Below are 21,916 nucleotides of genomic sequence, written 5' to 3' on the forward strand. Positions count from 1 at the left end.
CATGAGGAGGTTTCGCTATGACTACGCTCGAGATGGCTGATGCCCGTACACGCCTGACCATAGGATTGTGCTTTGTGGTGGCTCTGCTGGAGGGAATGGATCTGCAGGCCATGGGCATCGCAGCGCCCAGTATGGCTGCCGCGTTTGGCTTCAAGCCGGCGCAGATGGGGCTGGTCTTTAGTGCCAGCATTCTGGGCTTGCTACCGGGGGCCTTTTTAGGAGGTTGGTGCGCCGATCGGATCGGGCGCAAAAAGGTGCTGATTGCCTCGGTTGTACTGTTTGGTCTCTTTTCGCTGGCCAGCGCTCATGTCTGGGATATGCAGAGCCTGTTGATCGCACGCTTCATGACCGGCATCGGGCTGGGTGGGGCGTTACCCAACCTGATTGCCCTGTCCTCCGAGTCGGCCGGCGAGCGTGCCCGCAATACAGCGGTAAGCCTGATGTATTGCGGTGTACCACTGGGTGGTGCGCTGGCGGCCATTGTTGGTCTGCTGGAGACCGGGCTGGGCTGGCGGACGGTATTTTATGTAGGAGGCTTTGCGCCGCTTCTGGTGGCGCCCCTGCTGGGCGTGTATCTGATGGAGTCATCGGCGTTCGTCAAAAGCCGGCAGGCGGCCCGGGCAACCGAGCAGTCCATTCGCACTTGGGATGGCCTCTTTTATCAGGTAAGGGCATCCACCACGCTGATGCTGTGGGTCAGCTACTTTTTTACCCTGACGGTGATGTACATGCTGCTCAACTGGCTGCCATCGCTGCTGGTTGGGCAAGGGTTCAGCCGCAGCCAGGCCGTGACGGTTCAGATCCTGTTTAATATCGGTGGCGGTATCGGCTCGGTCCTGTTCGGTCTGCTGATGGACCGCTGGAAGCCTCGAATCGTCGTGGTCGCCATCTACGCCGGTATCTTGGCCGGACTCGCGGGGCTTGGGCTTTCGAGCAGCTTTGCCGGAGTCATCATGGCGGGATTCCTGGCGGGCCTCTTTGTAGTGGGCGGCCAGTTGGTGCTGTATGCGCTGGCGCCTCTGGTGTATCCGGCGGCCGTACGAGCGACCGGGGTGGGCTCAGCCGTGGCGATCGGACGATTAGGCGCCATGGCCGGTCCGCTCCTGGCCGGTCAGGTACTGGCCATGGGCGGCGCGGCATCGACCCTGGTCATCGCAACAGCCCCCGGCGTGCTGATCGCTGCGGCGTCTGTGCTCTGCCTACTCAACCGACAGGCCGCCAAGCCGGTCAGCACAGGTGTGCTGGCAGGTGAACCGGCTCATTAAGGAGAAACCATGTTCAGATCCCTATGGATAGCCGCCTTGTTGACGGCTAGCACGTTACTGTCAGGCGTCTCGCAGGCAGAGGAAGCGCGGGAAAAACCTGCCTTTGATCCGCCGCCGCTTGGGTTGGAAAGATTGGCCCGGTTTGAGGTCGATCTGACGGCGCCTGTCTGGGAGCTTGGCAAGACGAGCGAGCTGGGCAAGCGCCGAATCATCCCGATTACCGGTGGCCACTTCGAGGGGCCATCGTTTAAGGGGGAAATTCTTAACAACGGCGCAGATTGGCAGGTCGTGACCGACGATGGGCTGGCCATCATCGATACACGCTATCTGCTCAAGACCGATGACGGCGCGCTTGTTTACCTGCAAACCAAGGGGTACCGCTACGGTCCGCCAGAGGTGATGAAGGATGTGGCCGCCGGAAAGCCTGTCGATCCGAGCAAATACTTTTTCAAGGTCACGATGACATTTGAAACCAGCGCCGAGAAGTATGACTGGCTCAATCGGGCCATCGGCGTTGGCAGTGCCATGCGCCTGGGCAAGGCTGTGGTGTATGACGCCTATCTTCTCAAGTGGTTGATTGGATTAACTATTTGGATGACGCCTCAAAACATGCCTATAGGAGACCGGATCTTGGCGGCATAGGAGGGGCATAAATAATTGTAAAAAGCTAAAAATAGTTAATTGACATAACTATTTTTCTGCCTTAGCTTGGACTCACAAGAAGCACAACAACAAGGGTTCCGCCATGAGCAATTACGAAGGTCGCTGGAAAACGGTAGAGGTAAAGGTCGAAGAGGGCATTGCTTGGGTGACCCTTAATCGTCCCGAAAAGCGCAATGCCATGAGCCCGACGCTGAATCGGGAAATGCGCGAGATTCTGGAGACACTGGAGCAGGATGCCGATGCGGGTGTATTGGTATTAACCGGCGCAGGTGACGCCTGGACCGCAGGCATGGACCTCAAGGAATACTTCCGCGAGGTAGATGCAGGGCCCGAAATCCTTCAGGAAAAGATCCGTCGTGAAGCCTCTGAGTGGCAGTGGAAGCTGTTGCGCATGTACAGCAAGCCTACTATCGCCATGGTTAACGGTTGGTGCTTTGGCGGTGGCTTCAGCCCGCTGGTGGCGTGTGATCTGGCCATTGCCGCCGATGAGGCCACGTTTGGTCTCTCCGAAGTCAACTGGGGTATCCCGCCCGGCAATTTGGTCAGCAAAGCCATGGCGGACACCGTAGGCCATCGTGAATCCCTTTATTACATCATGACCGGCCGCACGTTTGATGGTGTAAAAGCCGCTCAGATGGGGCTGGTCAACAAGAGTGTGCCGCTGGCTCAACTGCGTGAAGAAACAGTTACCCTGGCGCGTGAGCTACTCGAAAAGAATCCTGTCGTGCTGCGCGCGGCCAAGATCGGCTTCAAGCGCTGCCGTGAACTCAACTGGGAGCAGAACGAAGACTACCTGTACGCCAAGCTTGACCAGGCTCGCCTGCGCGATCCCGAGCATGGCCGTGAAGAAGGCATGAAGCAGTTCCTCGATGAGAAAAGCATCAAGCCGGGTCTGCAAACCTACCGTCGTTAAAACGCCGGATACCCTTGCGCCTGTGTAGCCACTGAGCTGCCCAGGCGGGCGTTCGGACGTATGCTGTTATGTGCAGTTCCTGACAATTACAAAAACGAGGATCGCATCATGTACGAGGTTTCCCTGCTGATTGGTGGCCGTCACGTGCAGGCTTCCAATGGGCGTCAGTTCGAGCGTCGCAATCCGCTGACCGAGCAAGCCGTCACTCGCGCAGCCGCAGCCAGCCTTGAAGACGCTGATGCTGCTGTCGCGGCGGCCCAGGCAGCGTTCCCGGCCTGGGCGGCGCTGGGCCCTAATGAGCGCCGGACACGCTTGCTCAAGGCTGCTGAACTCATGGCCAGTCGCGCGGATCAGTTCGTGGCGGCTGGACAAGGCGAGACGGGCGCCATGCCCAACTGGTATGGCTTCAATGTCCATCTGGCCGCCGGCATCCTGCGTGAGGCGGCCTGCATGACAACCCAGATCACCGGACAGATCATCCCTTCCGATCTGCCGGGCTCGATGGCCATGGCGGTGCGCCAGCCCTGTGGCGTGGTCGTCGGCATCGCACCATGGAATGCGCCGGTCATCCTGGCGACCCGTGCGATCGCCATGCCGCTGGCCTGCGGCAATACCGTAGTGCTAAAAGCCTCCGAACTGTGCCCGGCCGTGCATGCCCTGATCGGTGATGTGCTTCATGAAGCCGGGCTGGGTGACGGAGTGATTAACGTTATCCACAACGTACCAGAGGATGCGCCGGCTATCGTCGAGCGACTGATTGCAAACCCGGCGGTACGCCGCGTCAATTTCACGGGCTCCACAAGAGTAGGCAAGATTATCGGGGAGCTGGCAGCGCGCCATCTCACCCCGGCGGTGCTGGAGCTGGGCGGCAAGGCGCCGCTTCTGGTGCTGGACGATGCGGACCTGGATGCTGCGGTAGAGGCTGCTGCCTTTGGTGCTTTCTTCAACCAAGGTCAAATCTGTATGTCGACCGAGCGGCTAATCGTGCACGAGTCCATTGCCGATACGTTCGTGAGCAAGCTGGCCGACAAGGCCAGAACGCTGCTTGCAGGCGACCCGCAGGCCAGCACCTCGGTCCTGGGGGCATTGATCGACCGGGCCCCGGCCGAGCGCCTGCAAACCCTGATGGATGACGCCCTGACCAAGGGCGCGCGTCTGGCGGCAGGCGGAGAGATCAATGGCTGCCTGATGCAGGCCACTGTGATCGATGGCGTAACGCCCGACATGAAGCTTTACCGCGAAGAGTCCTTTGGCCCGATGGTGTCAGTCATTCGGGTAAAGGATGACGAAGAGGCGCTGCACGTGGCCAACGACTCCGAGTATGGCCTGTCTGCCGCCGTGTTCAGCCGCGACGTGAACCGCGCTCTGGGGCTGGCTCAGCGGATCGAGTCCGGCATCTGCCATATCAATGGGCCGACAGTGCATGACGAAGCCCAGATGCCGTTCGGCGGTGTGAAAGGCAGCGGCTATGGCAGTTTTGGCTCGGCGGCTTCGGTCGAGCATTTTACCCAGCTGCGCTGGATTACGCTCCAGACAACGCCCCGACATTATCCCATCTGAACCCACGCTATTCCTGACAACAACAATGACAACACCGGCCTGAAACAGGCTGGCCATGCATGGGGCTTGATGCGCGAATTCAGTCGTGCTCGGCCCCCTGCGTGCCAACAGGAGGTATGCGACGTGAACTGCGAGTCCGAGCTGTGCATTGAAAAGGTCGGTGCGGCCAAGCCCCGATACCGTTCGGTGTCGATCGGCCATCCGGCCGTAGACATCCGCCATGAGCAGAATGGCACTATCCGCATGCAGGCTCTGGAACCCCTAGCGCCGTTACCGCAGCGTTTGCTTGATCGCCTGGTCCATTGGGCCAAGGTACGGCCCGATCAAACCTTTGTAGCGGCACGTGAACAGGGCGGGGAGTGGCGGCACATCACCTACGCCGACATGCTCCAGCGCGCACGTGCCATCGCACAGACCCTGCTGGGGTTTGGGCTTTCTGCCGAGCGCCCATTGGTCATCCTGTCCGGGAACGATCTTGAACATTTTCAGCTGTGCATGGGCGCGCTCTATGCAGGTATTCCCTATTGCCCGGTCTCACCAGGGTATTCGCTGCTTTCCCAGGATCTGGGCAAGCTCAAGCATGTAATCGATCTGCTTGATCCTGGCATGGTGTTCGCCTGTGACGGTGAGCTGTACCGCCGCGCCATCGAGGCGCGTGTGCCTGCGGAGGTGCCCGTGATCCTGACGCGGGGTGATCTTGACGGGCGGCTCTGTATTGCGTTCGAGGAGTTGCTCGCCCAGCCCGGCGGCGCCGAGGCGGATGCGGCTTTTGAGGCCACAGGGCCGGACAGCATTGCCAAGTTTCTCTTCACCTCCGGCTCTACCAAGCTGCCAAAGGCGGTAGTCACTACTCAGCAAATGCTCTGCGCCAATCAGCAGATGCTGCTGCAAACCTTTCCCACCTTTGGCGAGGAGCCCCCTGTACTGGTGGACTGGTTGCCGTGGAATCATACCTTTGGCGGCAGTCATAACATCGGCATCGTGCTTTATAACGGTGGCAGCTTCTACCTGGATGAGGGCAAGCCTACGCCACAAGGCATGGCCGAAACCTTGCGCAATCTAAGGGAGATATCGCCTACGGCTTATCTAACGGTGCCAAAGGGCTGGGAGGAATTAGTCACTGCGCTGGAAAATGATCCTGAGTTGCGCGAGCGATTTTTTGCCAAAATAAAATTGTTCTTCTTTGCCGCCGCAGGACTTTCCCAAAGTGTCTGGGACCGTCTGGATCGTGTAGCGGAGCGGCATTGCGGCGAGCGTATCCGCATGATGGCCGGGCTTGGCATGACCGAAACGGCGCCGTCCTGCACCTTTACTACCGGGCCACTGTCCATGGCAGGCTATGTCGGGCTACCGGCGCCGGGCTGTGAGGTCAAGCTGGTGCCGGTGGATGGCAAGCTCGAGGCACGCTTTCGCGGACCGCACGTGATGCCGGGCTATTGGCGCTCACCAGAGCACAACGCCCAGGCCTTTGACGAAGAAGGCTTCTACTGTACCGGCGATGCGCTCAAGTTTGCGGACCCGCAGCAGCCGCACCTGGGGCTGATGTTCGATGGGCGGATCGCCGAAGACTTCAAGCTATCGTCCGGTGTGTTTGTCAGCGTGGGGCCGTTACGCACACGCGTGGTGCTGGAAGGCGCGCCCTATGTGCAAGATGCGGTCATTGTCGGCCCGGACCACGACTGTCTTGGCCTGCTGATCTTTCCCCGTCTGCCTGAGTGCCGAGCCTTGTCCGGCCTGGGTGATGATGCCTCGTCCGCCAATGTGCTGGCCTCACCTTCAGTACGCGCCTGGCTTGCCGGGCTGCTCAGGCGGCTCAATCGAGAGGCAACCGGCAGTGCCAGCCGGGTGGAATGGGCCTGCCTGCTCGATGAGCCGCCCTCTATCGATCGAGGTGAAATTACGGACAAGGGTTCGATCAACCAGCGCGCCGTGTTGCAGTGGCGAGCGGATCGGATCAAGACAATCTGCCAGGGCAATGACGCCTCGGTTGTTCGTTTCGAGGCGATGGAGGCAGCGCGATGAACAATTCTGTGGGGATCAAGGCGCGTACCGTGATGGGACTCGTCACCGGATGGATGCTGTTATCGATGATGACCACTGCCCAAGCGGCCACCGGTGTGGCTCCCCAGACGGAGCTGGTTTACGAGGCGACCGTGGAGATTGCCGATACCGTGTCCCTGGGTAAAGGCCCCCTGGGGGAGCGTCGCATCGTACCGATTACCGGCGGACGTTTCGTTGGTCCCAGGCTGCGTGGCAAGGTCTTGCCGGGCGGGGCGGATCGGCAGCTGGTCCGTGCCGATGGCGTCCAGCAGCTCGATGCCTTGTATGAGATGCGCACCCATGATGGCGCGATCCTGACGATCCACAATCAGGCCCTGATCCACGAGCTGGATACCAAGCCCTACGCCTTCTCCACACTAACCATTACCGCTCCGGACGGCCCTTACGGCTGGTTGAATCGCTACGTTTATGCCGGAACCGTCGAAAGGGCACCCTTGCAGCGCAATGCCGTACTGATTCGCGTGTACCGCCTCAAATAGGAAACTGCCATGGCGCGACAACAGGGCTTGTATTCTGCATTCGACGACGTGGTGCTGCTTGGGGGTGTCCGTACACCCTGGGTAGATTACTGCGGCGCGCTGGGGCAGGTTTCACCGATTGACCTGGGCATCAAGGTCGCGCGTGAGGTGCTAGCGCGCAGTGGCGTGGCGCCGGATCAGGTCGATAGCGTTCTGGCAGGGTCTGTCGCTCAGGCCAGTTTCGATGCTTACCTGTTACCCCGACACATCGGCCTTTATGCGGGCGTTCCCTTAGAGGTGCCGGCCCTGCAAGTCCAGCGTATCTGTGGCACCGGTTTCGAGTTGCTGCGTCAGGCGGGTGAACAGATTGGCTTGGGTCAGGCCGAGATCGCCTTGTGCGTCGCCAGCGAGTCCATGTCTCGCAATCCCATTGCGGCCTATACGCACCGGAGCGGTTTTCGCCTGGGAGCCTCGGTGGAGTTCAAGGACTTTCTCTGGGAGGCCCTGATGGACCCGGCACCGGGTATCGACATGATTGGCACCGCTGAAAATCTGGCCCGTCGCTACAGCCTTACGCGTGCCGAGGTTGATACTTATGCATTGGCAAGCTTCAACCGGGCGCTGGCAGCACAGGAGGCCGGTTGGTTTGCGGATGAAATTGTCCCTGTGCAAACAGAAGAATTCCGGCTGGAAGGGTATCGCGCACGGGGTATTCAATTGCCACGTCGTATCGCCTCTGTCGCTGTCGATAGTCATCCGCGGCCTACGTCACTCGAGGCCCTGGCCCGGCTCGCCGCGATTCACGAGGGCGGTGTGCAGACGGCAGGCAACAGCTGTGCAGTGGTTGATGGTGCTGCGGCGATGGTCGTGGCCAGAAGGTCGAGCCGGACAGACGGGCCACCGCTAGCCAACCTGTTGGCCGCTACCGCGGTCGGGGTTGCTCCAGAAGTAATGGGTATCGGTCCGGCGCCGGCCATTCGCCTGCTGCTCGAGCGCAGTGGGCTGACGCTGGCGGAGATCGCTCGCTTCGAGATCAACGAGGCGCAGGGCGCTCAGGTGTTAGCTGTCCAGCGTGAACTGGATATCGATCCGGAAAGGCTGAATACCTGTGGCGGTGCGATTGCGCTGGGACATCCCCTGGCCGCAACCGGCCTGCGCCTGACGCTTACCCTTGCGCGACAGCTACAGGCCAACCACGAACGCTATGGCATTGCCGCCGCGTGTGTGGGCGGCGGGCAAGGCATGGCGGTGCTGATTGAAAATCCGAACTATCGTTAAGAGGATGCCATGGCCTATCACCCTCCGCTGCGCGATATGCGGTTCGTTATTAATGAATGGCTCGATGCTCCTTCGACTTGGTCTGTAATACCAGCCTTTAGCGAAGTGGACGCTGATCTATCCATGCAAATCCTGGAGGAAGCGGGGCGTTTTAGTGCCGACAGGTTGGCGCCGCTTAACACCTCGGGCGATCGTCAGGGCTGCCAGCTGCAGGATGGACAGGTGACGACGCCGTCCGGGTTTGCCGAGGCCTATCAGGCCTATGTCGAGGGTGGCTGGCCCGCCTTGGCTTGTGACCCGGCCTGGGGAGGGCAGGGCCTGCCACAGTTACTGGACGCGGCGCTTCAGGAAATGCTGGTTTCCGCCAACCATGCCTGGGCCATGTATCCCGGTATTGCCCATGGTGCATACGAATGCCTGCGTGCCCATGCCTCAGAAGCGCTCAAGGATGCCTACCTTGGCAAGCTTGTAAGTGGCGAGTGGCTTGCCACCATGTGCATCACCGAGCCCCAGGCCGGCAGTGACGTTGGCCTGATTCGTACCCGGGCAGAGCCGATAGAGGAGGGACGCTATCTGCTCGACGGCAGCAAGCTGTTCATCTCGGGTGGCGAACATGATCTGACATCCAACATCGTGCATCTTGTACTGGCTCGCCTTCCTGATGCGCCTGTCGGTAGCCGCGGGTTGTCCCTGTTCCTGGTGCCCAAGGTGCTTGAGGGCACGGCTAATGGCGTGTACTGCGAGAGCCTGGAGCACAAGATGGGTATCAAGGGCAGTGCAACCTGTGCCTTGCGTTTCGAGGGGGCCTGCGGCTGGTTGATTGGCGAGCCCCATCGGGGATTGGCGGCAATGTTTGTCATGATGAATTCGGCACGCCTGCATGTAGGGCTGCAAGGGTTGGGACATGTCGAGTCGGCCTATCAACAGGCACTTGCCTATGCCTCGGAAAGAAGGCAAATGCGCGCGCCGAAGCGCTCTGAAGAGACGGCTGAAGCAGCCGATCTGCTTGTCCATCATCCGGCCATGCGACGCGTTTTGCTGGAACTACGGGCTTGTAGTGAAGGAATGCGGGCGCTGGGGTACTGGGGAGCGCATCTGCTGGATCTGGCCGAGCATGCGACAGAGGCCGATGAGCGCGCCCGTGCCCATCAACTGGCATCGCTGCTGACACCGGTCATCAAGGCATTCTTTACCGAGCAGGGGTTTCAGCAGGCCAGTGCGGCGCTGCAGGTGCTGGGTGGTTATGGCTACGTGACAGACTTTGGCATTGAGCAGACCCTGCGCGACAGCCGGATCGCCATGATCTATGAGGGCACCAATGAAATTCAGGCCAATGACCTGCTCGTGCGCAAGGTCATTGGCGACAAAGGAGCAGCGCTGGGGAGGCTCCTGGAGCACTATCAGACAGAAGCCGAGCGGTGTTTAGCAACGCCTTCGTGCAAGTCTTATGGTGCGGCGTTAAGACAGGCCTGCCACCAGACTTGGCAGGTGACAGCGGACTTGATGAGTTCCAGCGATTCGGAATGGCCCTACCGCGCTGCGTTGGATTATCTGCGCTTGCAGGGCTGGTTAGGGTTGGCATTTGTCTGGGCACGTACGGCTCGGCTGGCCGAGTCCCGTCAGGAAGATGCATTTTATAGAACCAAAAGCGAAACGGCCCGCTTCGCGTTTGACTATCTGCTGCTCAATGTTGCGCAGACCGCGGACGCTATCAAGGTGAGCCGGGCACCTTTACCTGCTTTATAGGAGATAGTGGCGAAACGGTCGGGATCTGGCAGTAATTGGTGTGAAAACGGCAGGCATAATGGGGCGATGGCAGGCATTTCGTCAGCTTTTCTTTGTAGGGGTTGTTTATCGTTTTATGGCCCTTGAGCGCTGAAAGCGCCATGTCTGAGCGGTTGTAAGACCTTGATCGTGTCAAGGCTGACCGCAAGCGTCATGCGGCAGGCGGAACCACATGGGTAACGGTTCTCTCCATACCTTCATATCCCTCCCATATGACAGGTAACTTCATGGCAGACGCTGTTAGCTCCGAAAACGAGAGCCATATCAAGCCCAAGGCCTATATGGCAATGGTGGCTACCGTTGCAGCCATCGCCGGAGGGTTGTACGGCTATGATACAGGCATCATCTCCGGTGCCCTTCCACAAATTGCCCAGGACTTCGAGCTTAATCACCGTGCCCAGGAGCTTGTCACGGCCGCCATCTTGCTGGGTGCGGTAATCGGTGCCCTGAGTTCGACACGTATGTCGGCAAGGCTTGGGCGTCGGCTGACCATCGTGATCGTGGCGGGTATCTATTGTGTGGGGGTGGTTGCTGCTGCCATCTCTCCCAATGTCTGGTGCCTAGGACTGTCTCGCCTGGTGCTGGGCTTTGCAGTCGGCGGCTCGACACAAATTGTCCCCACCTACATCGCTGAGCTGGCACCTCCTGAAAAGCGGGGTCGCTTGGTGACCTATTTCAACGTTTCCATTGGTGTAGGGATTCTCCTGGCTGCGATTGTGGGGGTGGCTGGCCAGAACCTCTTTACCTGGCGCTGGATGATGGGGGTTGCGCTTGTACCTTCGCTGGTGCTGTTGTTTGGCATGACCCGAATGCCGAGAAGTCCACGGTGGCTGGTCGAGCAGGACCGTCCGAAAGAGGCCAGGCATGAGCTGTCTAAGGTGCGGGATACTACGGGGGAGGTGCGCGAAGAGATTGCGGATATTCAGGAGGTCGTGGACAAGAAGGAGGAGCATTCGGTAACAGGCTGGCGGGCCATGCGCCAACCGTGGTTACGACCGGCGCTTGTGGCCGGCCTGGGCGTAGCGGCGTTTACCCAACTCAGCGGTATCGAGATGATGATCTATTACACGCCGACGTTTCTGAAGGATGCCGGCTTTGGCGCGTCCGCTGCGCTGTGGTCAGCTCTTGGCGTGGCAATTACTTATCTGGTCATGACGGTAATCGGTAAGCTGATTGTCGATAAGGTCGGACGTCGAACGCTGAGCCTGGCGATGATTCCGGGGGCAGTGGTGGCGCTTCTGGTATTGGGCGCCGTGCTGCACTTCAATTTGGCGGGCGATTCGCAGGGCTGGTGGGTAGTGGGGTGCCTGATCGTCTTCATGATCTTCAACGCAGGCGGCATCCAGGTGGTAGGCTGGCTGACCGGATCAGAAATCTATCCGCTGGCTATTCGGGATCAGGCGACTGGTGCTCATGCCGCCATGCTCTGGGGGTCCAATCTATTGCTGACCGGGACTGCCTTGACCATGACGCAATGGCTGGGTGTAGGCGGTGCGATGTGGGTTTACGCCGGACTCAATGTCCTGGGCTGGGTCTTCATCTTCTTCCTGGTCCCGGAAACGGGTGGACGAAGCCTGGAAGACATCGAGCGGTCACTGAAGGCCGGTTCCTTCCTGCCCCATCGCACCCACAAGCAGCCCGCGTAAATGTAATGCGCTGGGCTACCGGTAGACCTTGTGCAACAAGTGCAGCAGTTGCTGCCGCTCCTCGGTACTCAGGGCGGCGGTGGCCTCGTTGTCACTGCGGATAGCCACGTCCTTGAGCTGCTTGAGGAGGGTCTCGCCGGTTTTGCTCAGAAAGATGCCATAGGAGCGCTTGTCGGCCTTGCAGCGTATGCGCAGCGCAAGGCCCAGCGCTTCCAGCTTGTTCAGCATGATAACCATCTGCGGTGGCTCGATGGCCAGTGCGCGCGCCAGCTCGGCCTGCATGAGGCCCGGGTTCTGCTCGATCAGCGTAAGGGCGGTGAACTGGGCGGGGCGAAGATCATAGGCTTCCAGCTCATTGATCAGATGCTGGAAGACTTTCAGCTGAGCCCGACGCAAGGCATAGCCGATCACCTCGTCCAGAAATGGCGAGTTGATTTCGCTGCTTTCTTCCATATCGGTCGTATCGACTGCAACCTGCTGTTTTTTATTCATTGAATGAGAAACGGTTTCGTCATGATCATCGAATAATGCGGGCAGACAATATACAAGTCACGTATTTTCTTATACATCGTAGGGGTATTGTCGCTACCACCAGTGCTTTCCAGAAGGTCAAAGCAGGCTTAGGTGCAACCCGGCCTTTGCGGCTCGTCCGAATCAGCATAAAAGCGGCAAATCAACACAACGCAAGAGTGAGCAGGCTATTTTGTACTGGCAGGCTTGAAGCCTTGATGTAGACAGGTTCTAACGAGATGGGGCGGCGTCTTCCGGCGGTCAAGAGACAGACGGTTGCGCCTTTGTCGGTTTCCTGGGTTGCACTTGGTTGCACCATGCAGAGGTAGCCTCTATGCTTGCCGCCACCGTGTAGCACTTCCAATTAAAAAAGGCTGTTCAATGGCAACTACTACTACGCTAGGCGTGAAACTCGACGAAGCCACCCGTGAACGTTTGAAAGAGGCCGCTCGCCTTATCGACCGTACACCCCATTGGTTGATCAAACAGGCAATCTACACGTACCTGGAGACATTGGAAAAAGGTGTAAGTGTCGACGAGTTGCAGAATATTGCGGCACGACTGGGCGAAGGTGACAACGAAGTAGTAGAAGCCCTGGCTGATCCGGTCTATCAGCCATTCCTTGAATTTGCCGAAAGCATCCTGCCGCAGTCTGCGCTGCGCTCTGCCGTGACGGCCGCCTATCGCCGTCCGGAAGAAGAGATGGTGCCCATGCTGCTTGAGCAGGCGCGTCTCCCCGCAACTACTGCCGATGCCGCGTACAAGCTTGCGTACAGCATTGCTGAAAAGCTACGTAACCAGAAGGGCGCTGGTGGCCGCTCCGGCATGGTCCAGAGCCTGCTGCGCGAATTTTCCCTGTCTTCTCAGGAAGGCGTGGCGCTGATGTGTCTGGCCGAAGCGCTGCTGCGTATCCCGGACAAGGGCACCCGTGATGCCCTGATCCGCGACAAGATCAGCAAGGGCAACTGGCAGCCACACCTGGGCAACAGCCCGTCGCTATTCGTCAACGCAGCGACTTGGGGGCTGTTGCTAACGGGCAAGCTGGTCTCCACCCACAACGAGGCGGGTCTTTCCAGCTCGCTCAATCGCCTCATCGGCAAGAGCGGCGAGCCGGTCATCCGCAAGGGTGTAGACATGGCGATGCGCCTGATGGGCGAGCAGTTCGTCACCGGCGAAACCATTGCCGAAGCCCTGGCCAATGCCAGCGCGCTTGAAGCCAAGGGCTTCCGCTACTCCTACGACATGCTGGGTGAAGCGGCCCTGACTGAGGAGGATGCCCAGCGTTATCTGGCGTCCTACGAGCAGGCTATTCACTCCATCGGCAAAGCCTCTCATGGCCGTGGCATCTATGAGGGCCCGGGCATCTCCATCAAGCTGTCCGCCCTGCATCCGCGCTACAGCCGTGCACAGTACGAGCGCGTCATGGACGAGCTGTATCCGCGCCTGCTGAATTTGACCCTGCTGGCTAAGCAGTACGACATCGGTATCAACATCGATGCCGAAGAAGCTGATCGCCTGGAAATTTCCCTCGATTTGCTGGAGCGCCTGTGCTTCGAGTCCAGCCTGGCTGGCTGGAACGGGATTGGTTTTGTCATCCAGGCCTACCAGAAGCGTTGTCCGTTCGTGATCGATTATGTGATCGATCTGGCGCGCCGCAGCCGTCATCGCCTGATGATCCGTCTGGTGAAGGGCGCGTACTGGGACAGCGAGATCAAGCGTGCCCAGGTTGAAGGTCTGGAAGGTTATCCGGTTTACACCCGCAAGGTGTATACCGATGTGTCCTACATAGCGTGTGCGCGCAAGCTGCTGGCCGTGCCGGAAGTGATCTACCCACAGTTCGCTACTCACAACGCCCACACCCTGGCGGCGATCTACCAGATCGCAGGTCAGAATTACTATCCCGGGCAGTACGAGTTCCAGTGCCTGCATGGCATGGGCGAGCCGCTGTACGAGCAGGTCGTCGGCAAGGTGGCCGATGGCAAGCTGAACCGCCCGTGCCGTATCTATGCGCCGGTGGGAACGCATGAAACCCTGCTGGCCTACCTCGTGCGTCGCCTGCTGGAAAACGGCGCGAACACCTCTTTCGTCAACCGTATTGCCGACCACTCTATCTCCTTGAAAGAGTTGGTAGCCGATCCGGTCGTGACGATCGAGCAGATCGCAGCACAAGAAGGTAAATTAGGCCTGCCACATCCACGCATTCCGCTGCCCAGCCAGCTGTATGGCGAAGGCCGCTTGAATTCCAGCGGTATTGACTTGGCCAATGAGCATCGACTGGGCTCGTTGTCAGGTGCGTTGTTACATAGTAACAACACCGAATGGCGTGCAGCGCCCATGCTGGGCTGCCCGGCTGAAGTAGGCATTCCCCAGGCCATCCAGAACCCAGCCGATCACCGTGACGTGGTGGGTTATGTGCAGAACGCCAGCGTCCAGGACGTGGACAATGCGCTGAACAGTGCATTGACCGCTGCACCGATCTGGCAGTCCACACCGCCGGACCAGCGTGCCGCCGTGCTCGAAACCGCGGCCAACCTGATGGAAGCGCAAATTCAGCCACTCATGGGCCTGCTGGTTCGTGAAGCCGGCAAGACCTTTGCCAACGCCATTGCCGAAGTGCGCGAGGCGGTCGACTTCCTACGGTATTACGCCGCTCAGGTGCGCCGTGATTTCGCCAATGACACCCACCGTCCGCTAGGGCCGGTCGTATGCATCAGCCCGTGGAACTTCCCGCTGGCGATCTTTACCGGTCAAGTTGCAGCCGCACTGGCAGCGGGTAATACCGTACTGGCCAAGCCTGCCGAGCAGACACCACTGATCGCAGCTCAGGCTGTTCGTATCCTGTTGGAAGCCGGTGTGCCGGAAGGCGTCGTGCAATTGCTGCCAGGCCAGGGTCATACCGTAGGTTCGGCACTGGTCAGCGATGAGCGTGTGAAAGGCGTGATGTTCACCGGTTCGACCGAAGTCGCCAACATTATTTCCCGTAACATTGCCGGTCGCCTGGATGCTCATGGCCGTCCGATTCCGCTGATCGCCGAAACCGGTGGCCAGAACGCAATGATCGTGGATTCCTCGGCACTGGCCGAGCAGGTGGTAACCGACGTCGTGGCATCAGCGTTCGACAGCGCCGGTCAGCGCTGCTCCGCCTTGCGCGTCCTGTGTGTGCAGGAAGACGTGGCGGATCGCATTCTTGAGATGCTCAAGGGCGCGATGGCTGAATGCCGCATCGGCAATCCAGATAACCTACCGGTAGACATCGGCCCGGTGATCGATGCCGAAGCCAAGGCCAACATCGACAAGCACATCCAGGGCATGCGCGCCAAAGGCCGTACGGTTTACCAGATTGCACGCAACAACGATGGCGCGACCCATCGCGGCACCTTTGTAATGCCAACGCTGATCGAGCTGGAAAGTCTGGATGAGCTGGAGCGTGAAATCTTCGGTCCGGTGCTGCACGTGGTGCGTTATGCCCGTCAGGACCTGAACCGCCTGATGGATCAGATCAACGCTACGGGTTATGGCCTGACGCTGGGTGTGCATACCCGCATCGACGAAACCATTGCCCAGGTTGTGGAAAAGGCTCAGGCCGGTAACCTCTACGTCAACCGCAACATGGTAGGCGCAGTGGTCGGCGTGCAGCCTTTCGGTGGCGAAGGCTTGTCCGGTACAGGTCCGAAGGCCGGTGGTCCGGTGTACCTGTACCGCCTCCTGTCTACCCGTCCGGTAGACGGAGTGGCCCAGGCATTTGCCCGTGACGATCAGGAAAGTCCATCTGACCTGACCCTGCGTACCCAAATGGAACAGCGCCAGGGCAAGCCGCTCGAAGCATTGCAGAAGTGGGCAAGCGAGCAGAACAACACCGATTTGGCCGAGCTGTGCCAGGCATTCGCCAGGCAGACCGTCAGCGGTGTGACTCGCTTGCTGGCCGGTCCGACGGGTGAGCGCAACACCTACAGCCTGCTGCCACGTGAGCGTGTGCTCTGTCTGGCGGATGACGAAGCGGATCTGATGACCCAGCTGGCAGCGGTACTGGCAGTCGGCAGCACCGCGCTGTGGGTGCAGAACGATCTGTCTCGTGCGCTGCGTGGTCGTTTGCCCAAGGCTGTTCAGGCTCGTATCCAGACGACGTCCGACTGGACCAAGGACGAGGAGCACTTCGATGCCATCCTGCATCACGGTGACTCCGATCAGCTGCGTCAGGTCTGCCAGCAGGCAGCCCAGCGTAGCGGTCCGATCGTGGGCGTTCAGGGATTGTCCCAGGGCGAAACCGCGATTCCGCTGGAGCGCCTGCTCATCGAGCGCGCGGTAAGCGTCAACACCGCAGCAGCCGGCGGTAACGCCAGCCTGATGACCATCAGCTGATTGCTCCGCCCATGAAAAGGCCCGGTTTATCCGGGCCTTTTCGTTTCTGCAGGGTTTATCGATACAGGATGCCCTCCGCCTCCACTGTGACTCGTGTTCCGGCGCGACCCTGTGTAATGGCCTCGATGTCCGACAGCGAGCCGATGACAGCCGCCTTCCCAGTCTTACGGGCAAACTCGCAGGCCGCCTGGACCTTGGGTCCCATGGAGCCTGCCGCGAACCCGAGCGCTTCCAAGGCCTCGGGGTGGGCTTGGGCAATCGCTTTCTGGTCGGGCTTGCCCCACTTGATATAGGCTGCGTCCACGTCAGTGGCAATCACTAGCAGGTCCGCGTCCAGCTCCTGCGCCAGCAGGGATGAGCAGAGATCCTTGTCGATGACCGCCTCGATACCTTTCAGGCGTCCGTGGTGGTCATAGCAGGTGGGAATCCCGCCGCCGCCTGCGCAGATGACAATGGTGCCTTTTTCCAGGAGCCACTTAATCGGGCGAATCTCGAAGATGCGTTTGGGTTGGGGGCTGGCTACCACGCGGCGGAATTTGTCGCCATCTGCGGCAATGGCCCAGCCCTTTTCCGCCTTGAGCTGTTCGGCCTGCTCCCGACTATAGACCGGGCCGATGGGTTTGGTGGGATGTTGGAACGCTGGGTCGGCAGCATCCACCTCTACTTGAGTCAACAGCGTAGCGAACGGTACCTCATACGGAAGCAGGTTGCCCAGCTCCTGCTCGATCATGTAGCCAATGGAGCCTTCGGTCTGGGCGCCCAGCACATCCAGGGGGTAGGGGCTTACATCCGTATAGGCTGCACCCTGCAGGGCCAACAGCCCGACCTGGGGGCCATTGCCATGGGCAATGACCAGCTCGTTGCCGTCCACGATCTTGGCCAGTTGCCCGGTGGCGATCCTGACGTTCTCCCGCTGGTTCTCAGCGGTAAGGGGTTCGCCTCGGCGAAGCAGGGCATTACCCCCCAGAGCGACGACGATACGCATGGTGCGACTCCTTACAGGTCAGCGAGAGTAGCGACCAGAACGGCCTTGATGGTATGCATCCGGTTTTCCGCCTGTTCGAACACAATTGAGGCGGGCGACTCGAATAGGTCATCGGTCACTTCGATACCATTGGCAAGGTGCGGGTATTTTTCGGCAATCTGCTTGCCAACCTTGGTTTCAGCATTATGGAACGCAGGCAGGCAATGCATGAACTTGGTCCGTGGACTGCCGGTCGCCTTCATCAGATCGCTGTTGACCTGGTAAGGCAGGAGCAACTGAATGCGCTCACCCCAGGCTTCCACGGGTTCGCCCATGGACACCCAGACATCGGTATGCACAAAGTCGACGCCCTGAACCGCTTCCTTGGGGTCTTCAGTCAATGTAACGCGTGCGCCAGTCTCCTCGGCGATGGCCTTGCACTCCTTGATCCAGTCTTCGTGTGGCCACAAGGCCTTTGGCGCGCCGATGCGCACGTCCATGCCCAGCTTGCAACCAATCAGTAGCAGTGAGTTGCCCATGTTGTTGCGTGCATCGCCCAGGTAGGCGTAGCTGATGTCATGCAGCGGTTTGTCGCTGTTTTCCTGCATGGTCAGCACGTCGGCCAGCATCTGGGTGGGGTGGTATTCATCGGTCAGGCCGTTGTACACCGGCACGCCTGCGTATTTGGCCAGCTCTTCCACCGTCTCCTGGCTGAAGCCGCGGTACTCAATGGCGTCATACATGCGGCCAAGCACACGGGCGGTGTCCTTCATGGTCTCCTTGTGGCCGATCTGGGAGGAGGTCGGGTCGATGTAAGTGACGTGCGCGCCCTGGTCATGGGCGGCTACTTCGAAGGCGCAGCGGGTGCGGGTCGAGGTCTTTTCGAAGATAAGGGCAATGTTGTTGCCCTTGAGGTGCTGCTGCTCGTTGCCGGTGTACTTGGCGCGCTTGAGGTCGCGGGCGAGGTCCAGCAGGTAGCGGATCTCCCGCGGAGTATGGTGGGCCAGGCTGAGCAGGTTGCGGTTGCGAATGTTGAAAGCCATGTGAATTCTCCTGAGGTTCCGGTAGGGGCGGGTAGGACTAGTAATCGACAGGGTCACGTACGATCGGGCAGGTCATGCAGTGGCCGCCGCCCCGGCCCCGGCCAAGCTCACTGGCGCTGATGGTGATGACTTCGACCCCTGCCTTGCGTAGCTGGGTGTTGGTGTAAGTATTGCGGTCATAGCCGATCACAACGCCGGGTTCCAGGGCGACCACATTATTGCCGTCATCCCATTGCTCACGTTCAGCTTCGTAGCTGTCACCACCGGTCAGCACGACGCGCAACGCCTTGAGGCCCAGCGCTTCGGCCACGGTATCGAGGAAGGGTTTGGGTTCGCGGCGGATGTCGATACCGCCCGGCTTGCTTTCATCCGGCCTCAGGCTGAACGGCACGATGGCATTGGCCACTTCCGGGTAGACAGTGACCAGATCGCGGTCGCAAAAGCTGAACACGGTATCCAGGTGCATGGCCGCACGGGATTTGGGGAGGCCGGCCACGATGATCCGCTCCACTGCGCCTGCCTTGAACAGGTTTTGCGCCAGTTGGCCAATGGCTTGCCGCGAGGTGCGCTCGCCCATGCCAATCAGCAATATGCCTTTTCCGATAGGCATGACGTCGCCGCCCTCCAGGGTGGCAAGGCCGTGGTCCACATCTGGGTCTCCATACCAGATGTTGAAGTGCTGATCGGCGAATTCCGGAGCAAACTTGTAGATGGCCGCTGTCAGCAGTGTTTCCTGGCGACGGGCTGGCCAGAACATCGGATTCAGCGTGACGCCGCCGTAGATCCAGCAGGTGGTATCACGGGTGAACTGGGTGTTGGGCAAGGGCGGTAACACAAAACTGGAGTGGCCCAGGTAATCCCGGAACATCTTGACCATCTCACTGCCGCTGGTGTCGGGAAGGTCCGAACCGGACACACCGCCAATCAGGAATTCGGCCAGATGGCGGGGCTCCTGGCTTTCGAGCCAGGCACGGGTTTCGTTGACCAAGCCTATGCCGACCTGATTAGGTACGATCTTGCGGTCCAGAATCCACTTCAGCGCTTCGGGATTCTTCACGGTCTCGGTGAGCAGATTGTGCATCTCCAGCACTTCCACCCCACGCTCACGCATTTTGGTGACAAAGTCGAAGTGATCGCGCTTGGCCTGATTTACCCAGATCACATCGTCGAACAGCAGGTCGTCACAATTGCTGGGGGTCAGGCGCTGATGGGCCAGTCCGGGCGAGCAGACCAGTACTTTGCGCAGTTTGCCGACTTCCGAATGCACGCCGAGCGGGCTTGAGTTAACGGTCATGTCTGTTCTCCTTGTCACAGGGTCAGGAAGCCGGCGTACAGACCGTAGGCTGCTATGGCAGCGCCCAGCACGACGGCGGCGAAGATCAGTTTTTCAACAGCGGTGAAAACGGGCTGGCCCAGCTCGTGTTTGGCTTTAGCGAACAGGATTGCGCCAGGGGCATAGAGCAGGGCGGAAAGCAGCAGGTATTTCATGCCGCCGGCATAGAGCAGCCAGGCGCTGTAGAGGGTGGCAATGACGGCAATGATCAGGTCCTTGCTGCGTTCATGGGAGGCGGCCTCGTAGGACTCGCCTCGTACGCCGATCAGCAGGGCATAGGCCGCCGACCAGAAGTACGGCACCAGAATCATGGAGGTGGCCAGGTACAGCAGGCTGGTGTAAGTGCTGGCGGCAAACAGGGTGATCACCAGGAACAGCTGGATCAGCCCATTGGACAGCCACAGTGCATTGCTGGGCGCATGGTTGGCGTTCTCCTTGCGCAGGAAACGCGGCATGGTGTTGTCGCGGGCGGCGGCATAGAGAATCTCGGCGCAGAGCAATGTCCAGGAGAGCAAGGCCCCGGCTAACGAGATCACCAGCCCTACGCTGATCAATACCGCACCCCAATGACCAACGATATGCTCCAGTACGCCTGCCATGGAGGGGTTCTTGAGTCCGGCCAGTTCCGGTTGGCTCATGACGCCCAGCGACAGGACGTTGACCAGCACGAGTAACAGCAGCGTGCCAAGAAAGCCGATCACGGTTGCCTTACCCACATCACGGCGTTTCTCGGCACGTGCGGAATACACGCTGGCGCCTTCGATCCCGATGAAGACCCACACAGTCACCAGCATCATGTTGCGCACCTGGTTCATGACACTGCCTGAATCCGGTGTGCCCCAGAAGTCCGCTGTGAAGATATCCAGGCGGAACGCTACGCCCGCAAGCACGATGAACATCACCAGCGGAACGATCTTGGCGATTGTGGTGACGAGGTTGATGAAGGCGGCTTCATGTACGCCGCGCAGGACCAGCAAATGTACGCCCCACAGGACGGCCGAGGCACACAGGATGGCCAGCGGCGTGTTGCCCTCGCCAAACGCCGGAACGAAAAGACCCAGCGTACTGAACAGGAGCACGAAGTAACTGACATTGCCGAGCCAGGCGCTGATCCAGTAACCCCAGGCGGAAGAGAAGCCCATGTAGTCACCGAACCCTGCCTTGGCGTAGGCGTAGACACCGGCATCCAGTTCGGGCTTACGGTTGGCGAGGGTCTGGAAAACGAAGGCCAGGGTCAGCATGCCGACAGCGGTAATGGCCCAGCCGATCAGCACGGCGCCCGCGCCTGCACTTTGGGCCATGTTTTGCGGCAGTGAAAAAATGCCGCCCCCGATCATCGATCCCACGACGAGGGCAGTCAGCGCGCCCAGCCTTAACTTTTGTGTTTGTGCTGTGGTCATGACGGCATTTCCTTACGGGTTTGAGCCTATTAGGAACCTGCAGGAAAAATGGCCAATGACCTGGATCAAGGAGACGAACGATTGTTTGAACACGCGCTATTGGAGATCAATGCCTCAATAGATCGTTGTGGATTGACCTGAAGCAATGAAGTGCTCTGCGGCGCATATTTTGGCCGTGCAGATCCATTACGCTAGCCAGAAGACCGCCAAACGGTCTGATGTGAACGCAATCTGCCAAGCGGCGGGAGGAGTGAAAATCATGTACGAGCCGGGTCGTCTTGACGTGCAGCGGCTGGGTAACCCGCAACAGCCAGCCTTTCGCCTGAGCCTGACCTACGAGGTGACGCCTCCGTCGCGCGAACAGGTCGTACGGTTTGACCTCAACGGCACAGTAGGTGAGCAGACCGTCCGCGAAACGTTCGAGTTGCGCCGCGATGTGGCCTGCAATTTTCTGTCAGTGATCAGCCGCCGCCTTCGGGACTATGGACTGGAGCCGTGTACTGCCTGCGTCTTTTCATGGCATGATGACTACGATCCGTTGTTTGCCGATCTGCGTCGGCGCCTGCAGCTCAAGCCGGGTGACCCGGTGGACCTGGAATGGTTTCTGAGCCGGGGGTGATGTGCGTTGGGCCCATTCTGTCCCCGGCCTGCACGGCCTCATTCAAGGCCTTCACAACA

At 59.6% G+C, this 21,916-nt stretch carries 16 protein-coding genes; 11 read left to right on the top strand and 5 right to left on the bottom strand.

What is annotated here, in order from left to right; all coding sequences use genetic code 11:
• Nucleotides 1-17: 17 nt before the first annotated feature.
• The 9 genes from mhpT (at nucleotide 18) to EAW52_RS04325 (ending at nucleotide 11,629) form a co-directional block, all read left to right on the top strand.
• On the top strand, nucleotides 18-1,265 hold the full coding sequence (gene mhpT, locus EAW52_RS04285) for a 3-(3-hydroxy-phenyl)propionate transporter MhpT (RefSeq protein WP_122041529.1): 1,248 nt from the start codon (nucleotides 18-20) through the stop codon (nucleotides 1,263-1,265).
• 9 nt (nucleotides 1,266-1,274) lie between these two features.
• On the top strand, nucleotides 1,275-1,907 hold the full coding sequence (locus EAW52_RS04290) for a DUF3237 domain-containing protein (protein WP_122041530.1): 633 nt from the start codon (nucleotides 1,275-1,277) through the stop codon (nucleotides 1,905-1,907).
• Between the two features lie 103 nt (nucleotides 1,908-2,010).
• Nucleotides 2,011-2,841, top strand: a complete 831-nt coding sequence (locus EAW52_RS04295; protein WP_122041531.1) for a p-hydroxycinnamoyl CoA hydratase/lyase — start codon at nucleotides 2,011-2,013, stop codon at nucleotides 2,839-2,841.
• A 108-nt stretch (nucleotides 2,842-2,949) separates the two neighbouring features.
• On the top strand, nucleotides 2,950-4,401 hold the full coding sequence (locus EAW52_RS04300) for an aldehyde dehydrogenase (RefSeq protein WP_122044717.1): 1,452 nt from the start codon (nucleotides 2,950-2,952) through the stop codon (nucleotides 4,399-4,401).
• Between the two features lie 123 nt (nucleotides 4,402-4,524).
• Nucleotides 4,525-6,423 (top strand): feruloyl-CoA synthase, encoded by a 1,899-nt coding sequence (locus EAW52_RS04305; RefSeq protein WP_256680732.1) that lies wholly within the window; start codon nucleotides 4,525-4,527, stop codon nucleotides 6,421-6,423.
• Nucleotides 6,420-6,941 carry a DUF3237 domain-containing protein gene (locus EAW52_RS04310; protein WP_122041533.1) on the top strand — a complete coding sequence of 174 codons (522 nt, stop codon included), beginning with the start codon at nucleotides 6,420-6,422 and terminating at the stop codon, nucleotides 6,939-6,941. Before EAW52_RS04305 ends, EAW52_RS04310 begins: the two co-directional genes overlap by 4 nt.
• 9 nt (nucleotides 6,942-6,950) lie before the next feature.
• Nucleotides 6,951-8,198: a thiolase family protein gene (locus EAW52_RS04315; protein WP_122041534.1), complete on the top strand. Its 1,248-nt coding sequence runs from the start codon at nucleotides 6,951-6,953 to the stop codon at nucleotides 8,196-8,198.
• A 9-nt stretch (nucleotides 8,199-8,207) separates the two neighbouring features.
• Entirely contained in the window at nucleotides 8,208-9,944 is a 1,737-nt protein-coding gene (locus EAW52_RS04320) for an acyl-CoA dehydrogenase family protein (RefSeq protein ID WP_122041535.1), read from the top strand.
• A gap of 266 nt (nucleotides 9,945-10,210) precedes the next feature.
• On the top strand, nucleotides 10,211-11,629 hold the full coding sequence (locus EAW52_RS04325; protein ID WP_122041536.1) for a sugar porter family MFS transporter: 1,419 nt from the start codon (nucleotides 10,211-10,213) through the stop codon (nucleotides 11,627-11,629).
• Nucleotides 11,630-11,644: 15 nt separating this feature from the next.
• On the opposite strand, the gene EAW52_RS04330 is transcribed toward EAW52_RS04325, so the two are convergent.
• The gene (locus EAW52_RS04330) at nucleotides 11,645-12,082 is read right to left on the bottom strand and encodes a MarR family winged helix-turn-helix transcriptional regulator (protein ID WP_256680812.1); all 438 of its coding nucleotides are present in this window, start codon (nucleotides 12,080-12,082) and stop codon (nucleotides 11,645-11,647) included.
• Nucleotides 12,083-12,520: 438 nt separating this feature from the next.
• Here EAW52_RS04330 and putA point away from each other — a divergent pair, with 438 nt between their 5' ends.
• Nucleotides 12,521-16,498 carry a trifunctional transcriptional regulator/proline dehydrogenase/L-glutamate gamma-semialdehyde dehydrogenase gene (gene putA / locus EAW52_RS04335; protein WP_122041538.1) on the top strand — a complete coding sequence of 1,326 codons (3,978 nt, stop codon included), beginning with the start codon at nucleotides 12,521-12,523 and terminating at the stop codon, nucleotides 16,496-16,498.
• A gap of 55 nt (nucleotides 16,499-16,553) precedes the next feature.
• On the opposite strand, the gene arcC is transcribed toward putA, so the two are convergent.
• Genes arcC through arcD form a run of 4 tightly spaced genes read right to left on the bottom strand, consistent with a single transcriptional unit; the run spans nucleotide 16,554 to nucleotide 21,238 of the window.
• Nucleotides 16,554-17,483 (bottom strand): carbamate kinase, encoded by a 930-nt coding sequence (gene arcC, locus EAW52_RS04340; protein ID WP_122041539.1) that lies wholly within the window; start codon nucleotides 17,481-17,483, stop codon nucleotides 16,554-16,556.
• An 11-nt stretch (nucleotides 17,484-17,494) separates the two neighbouring features.
• Nucleotides 17,495-18,505: an ornithine carbamoyltransferase gene (locus EAW52_RS04345; protein WP_122041540.1), complete on the bottom strand. Its 1,011-nt coding sequence runs from the start codon at nucleotides 18,503-18,505 to the stop codon at nucleotides 17,495-17,497.
• A gap of 37 nt (nucleotides 18,506-18,542) precedes the next feature.
• On the bottom strand, nucleotides 18,543-19,799 hold the full coding sequence (arcA, locus tag EAW52_RS04350; RefSeq protein WP_122041541.1) for an arginine deiminase: 1,257 nt from the start codon (nucleotides 19,797-19,799) through the stop codon (nucleotides 18,543-18,545).
• Between the two features lie 14 nt (nucleotides 19,800-19,813).
• A complete protein-coding gene (arcD, locus tag EAW52_RS04355) occupies nucleotides 19,814-21,238 on the bottom strand; it encodes an arginine-ornithine antiporter (protein WP_122041542.1) in 1,425 nt (474 codons plus the stop codon).
• A gap of 259 nt (nucleotides 21,239-21,497) precedes the next feature.
• On the opposite strand from arcD, the gene EAW52_RS04360 reads away from it, so the two are divergent.
• Nucleotides 21,498-21,857: a DUF5064 family protein gene (locus EAW52_RS04360; protein WP_162997583.1), complete on the top strand. Its 360-nt coding sequence runs from the start codon at nucleotides 21,498-21,500 to the stop codon at nucleotides 21,855-21,857.
• The last annotated feature ends 59 nt before the right edge of the window (nucleotides 21,858-21,916 follow it).

This window comes from Pseudomonas sp. LTJR-52 (assembly GCF_003691465.1).
GTDB classification, from domain to species: Bacteria; Pseudomonadota; Gammaproteobacteria; order Pseudomonadales; family Pseudomonadaceae; genus Chryseomonas; species Chryseomonas luteola.

Coding starts and splice junctions, on each gene's coding strand:
- EAW52_RS04295 (WP_122041531.1), top strand. CDS start 2,011: ATGAGCAATTACGAAGGTCGCTGGAAAACGGTAGAGGTAAAGGTCGAA.
- EAW52_RS04315 (WP_122041534.1), top strand. CDS start 6,951: ATGGCGCGACAACAGGGCTTGTATTCTGCATTCGACGACGTGGTGCTG.
- arcA (WP_122041541.1), bottom strand. CDS start 19,799: ATGACCGTTAACTCAAGCCCGCTCGGCGTGCATTCGGAAGTCGGCAAA.
- EAW52_RS04325 (WP_122041536.1), top strand. CDS start 10,211: ATGGCAGACGCTGTTAGCTCCGAAAACGAGAGCCATATCAAGCCCAAG.
- EAW52_RS04320 (WP_122041535.1), top strand. CDS start 8,208: ATGGCCTATCACCCTCCGCTGCGCGATATGCGGTTCGTTATTAATGAA.
- EAW52_RS04360 (WP_162997583.1), top strand. CDS start 21,498: ATGTACGAGCCGGGTCGTCTTGACGTGCAGCGGCTGGGTAACCCGCAA.
- EAW52_RS04290 (WP_122041530.1), top strand. CDS start 1,275: ATGTTCAGATCCCTATGGATAGCCGCCTTGTTGACGGCTAGCACGTTA.
- EAW52_RS04330 (WP_256680812.1), bottom strand. CDS start 12,082: ATGGAAGAAAGCAGCGAAATCAACTCGCCATTTCTGGACGAGGTGATC.
- EAW52_RS04300 (WP_122044717.1), top strand. CDS start 2,950: ATGTACGAGGTTTCCCTGCTGATTGGTGGCCGTCACGTGCAGGCTTCC.
- EAW52_RS04345 (WP_122041540.1), bottom strand. CDS start 18,505: ATGGCTTTCAACATTCGCAACCGCAACCTGCTCAGCCTGGCCCACCAT.
- mhpT (WP_122041529.1), top strand. CDS start 18: ATGACTACGCTCGAGATGGCTGATGCCCGTACACGCCTGACCATAGGA.
- EAW52_RS04310 (WP_122041533.1), top strand. CDS start 6,420: ATGAACAATTCTGTGGGGATCAAGGCGCGTACCGTGATGGGACTCGTC.
- arcD (WP_122041542.1), bottom strand. CDS start 21,238: ATGACCACAGCACAAACACAAAAGTTAAGGCTGGGCGCGCTGACTGCC.
- arcC (WP_122041539.1), bottom strand. CDS start 17,483: ATGCGTATCGTCGTCGCTCTGGGGGGTAATGCCCTGCTTCGCCGAGGC.
- putA (WP_122041538.1), top strand. CDS start 12,521: ATGGCAACTACTACTACGCTAGGCGTGAAACTCGACGAAGCCACCCGT.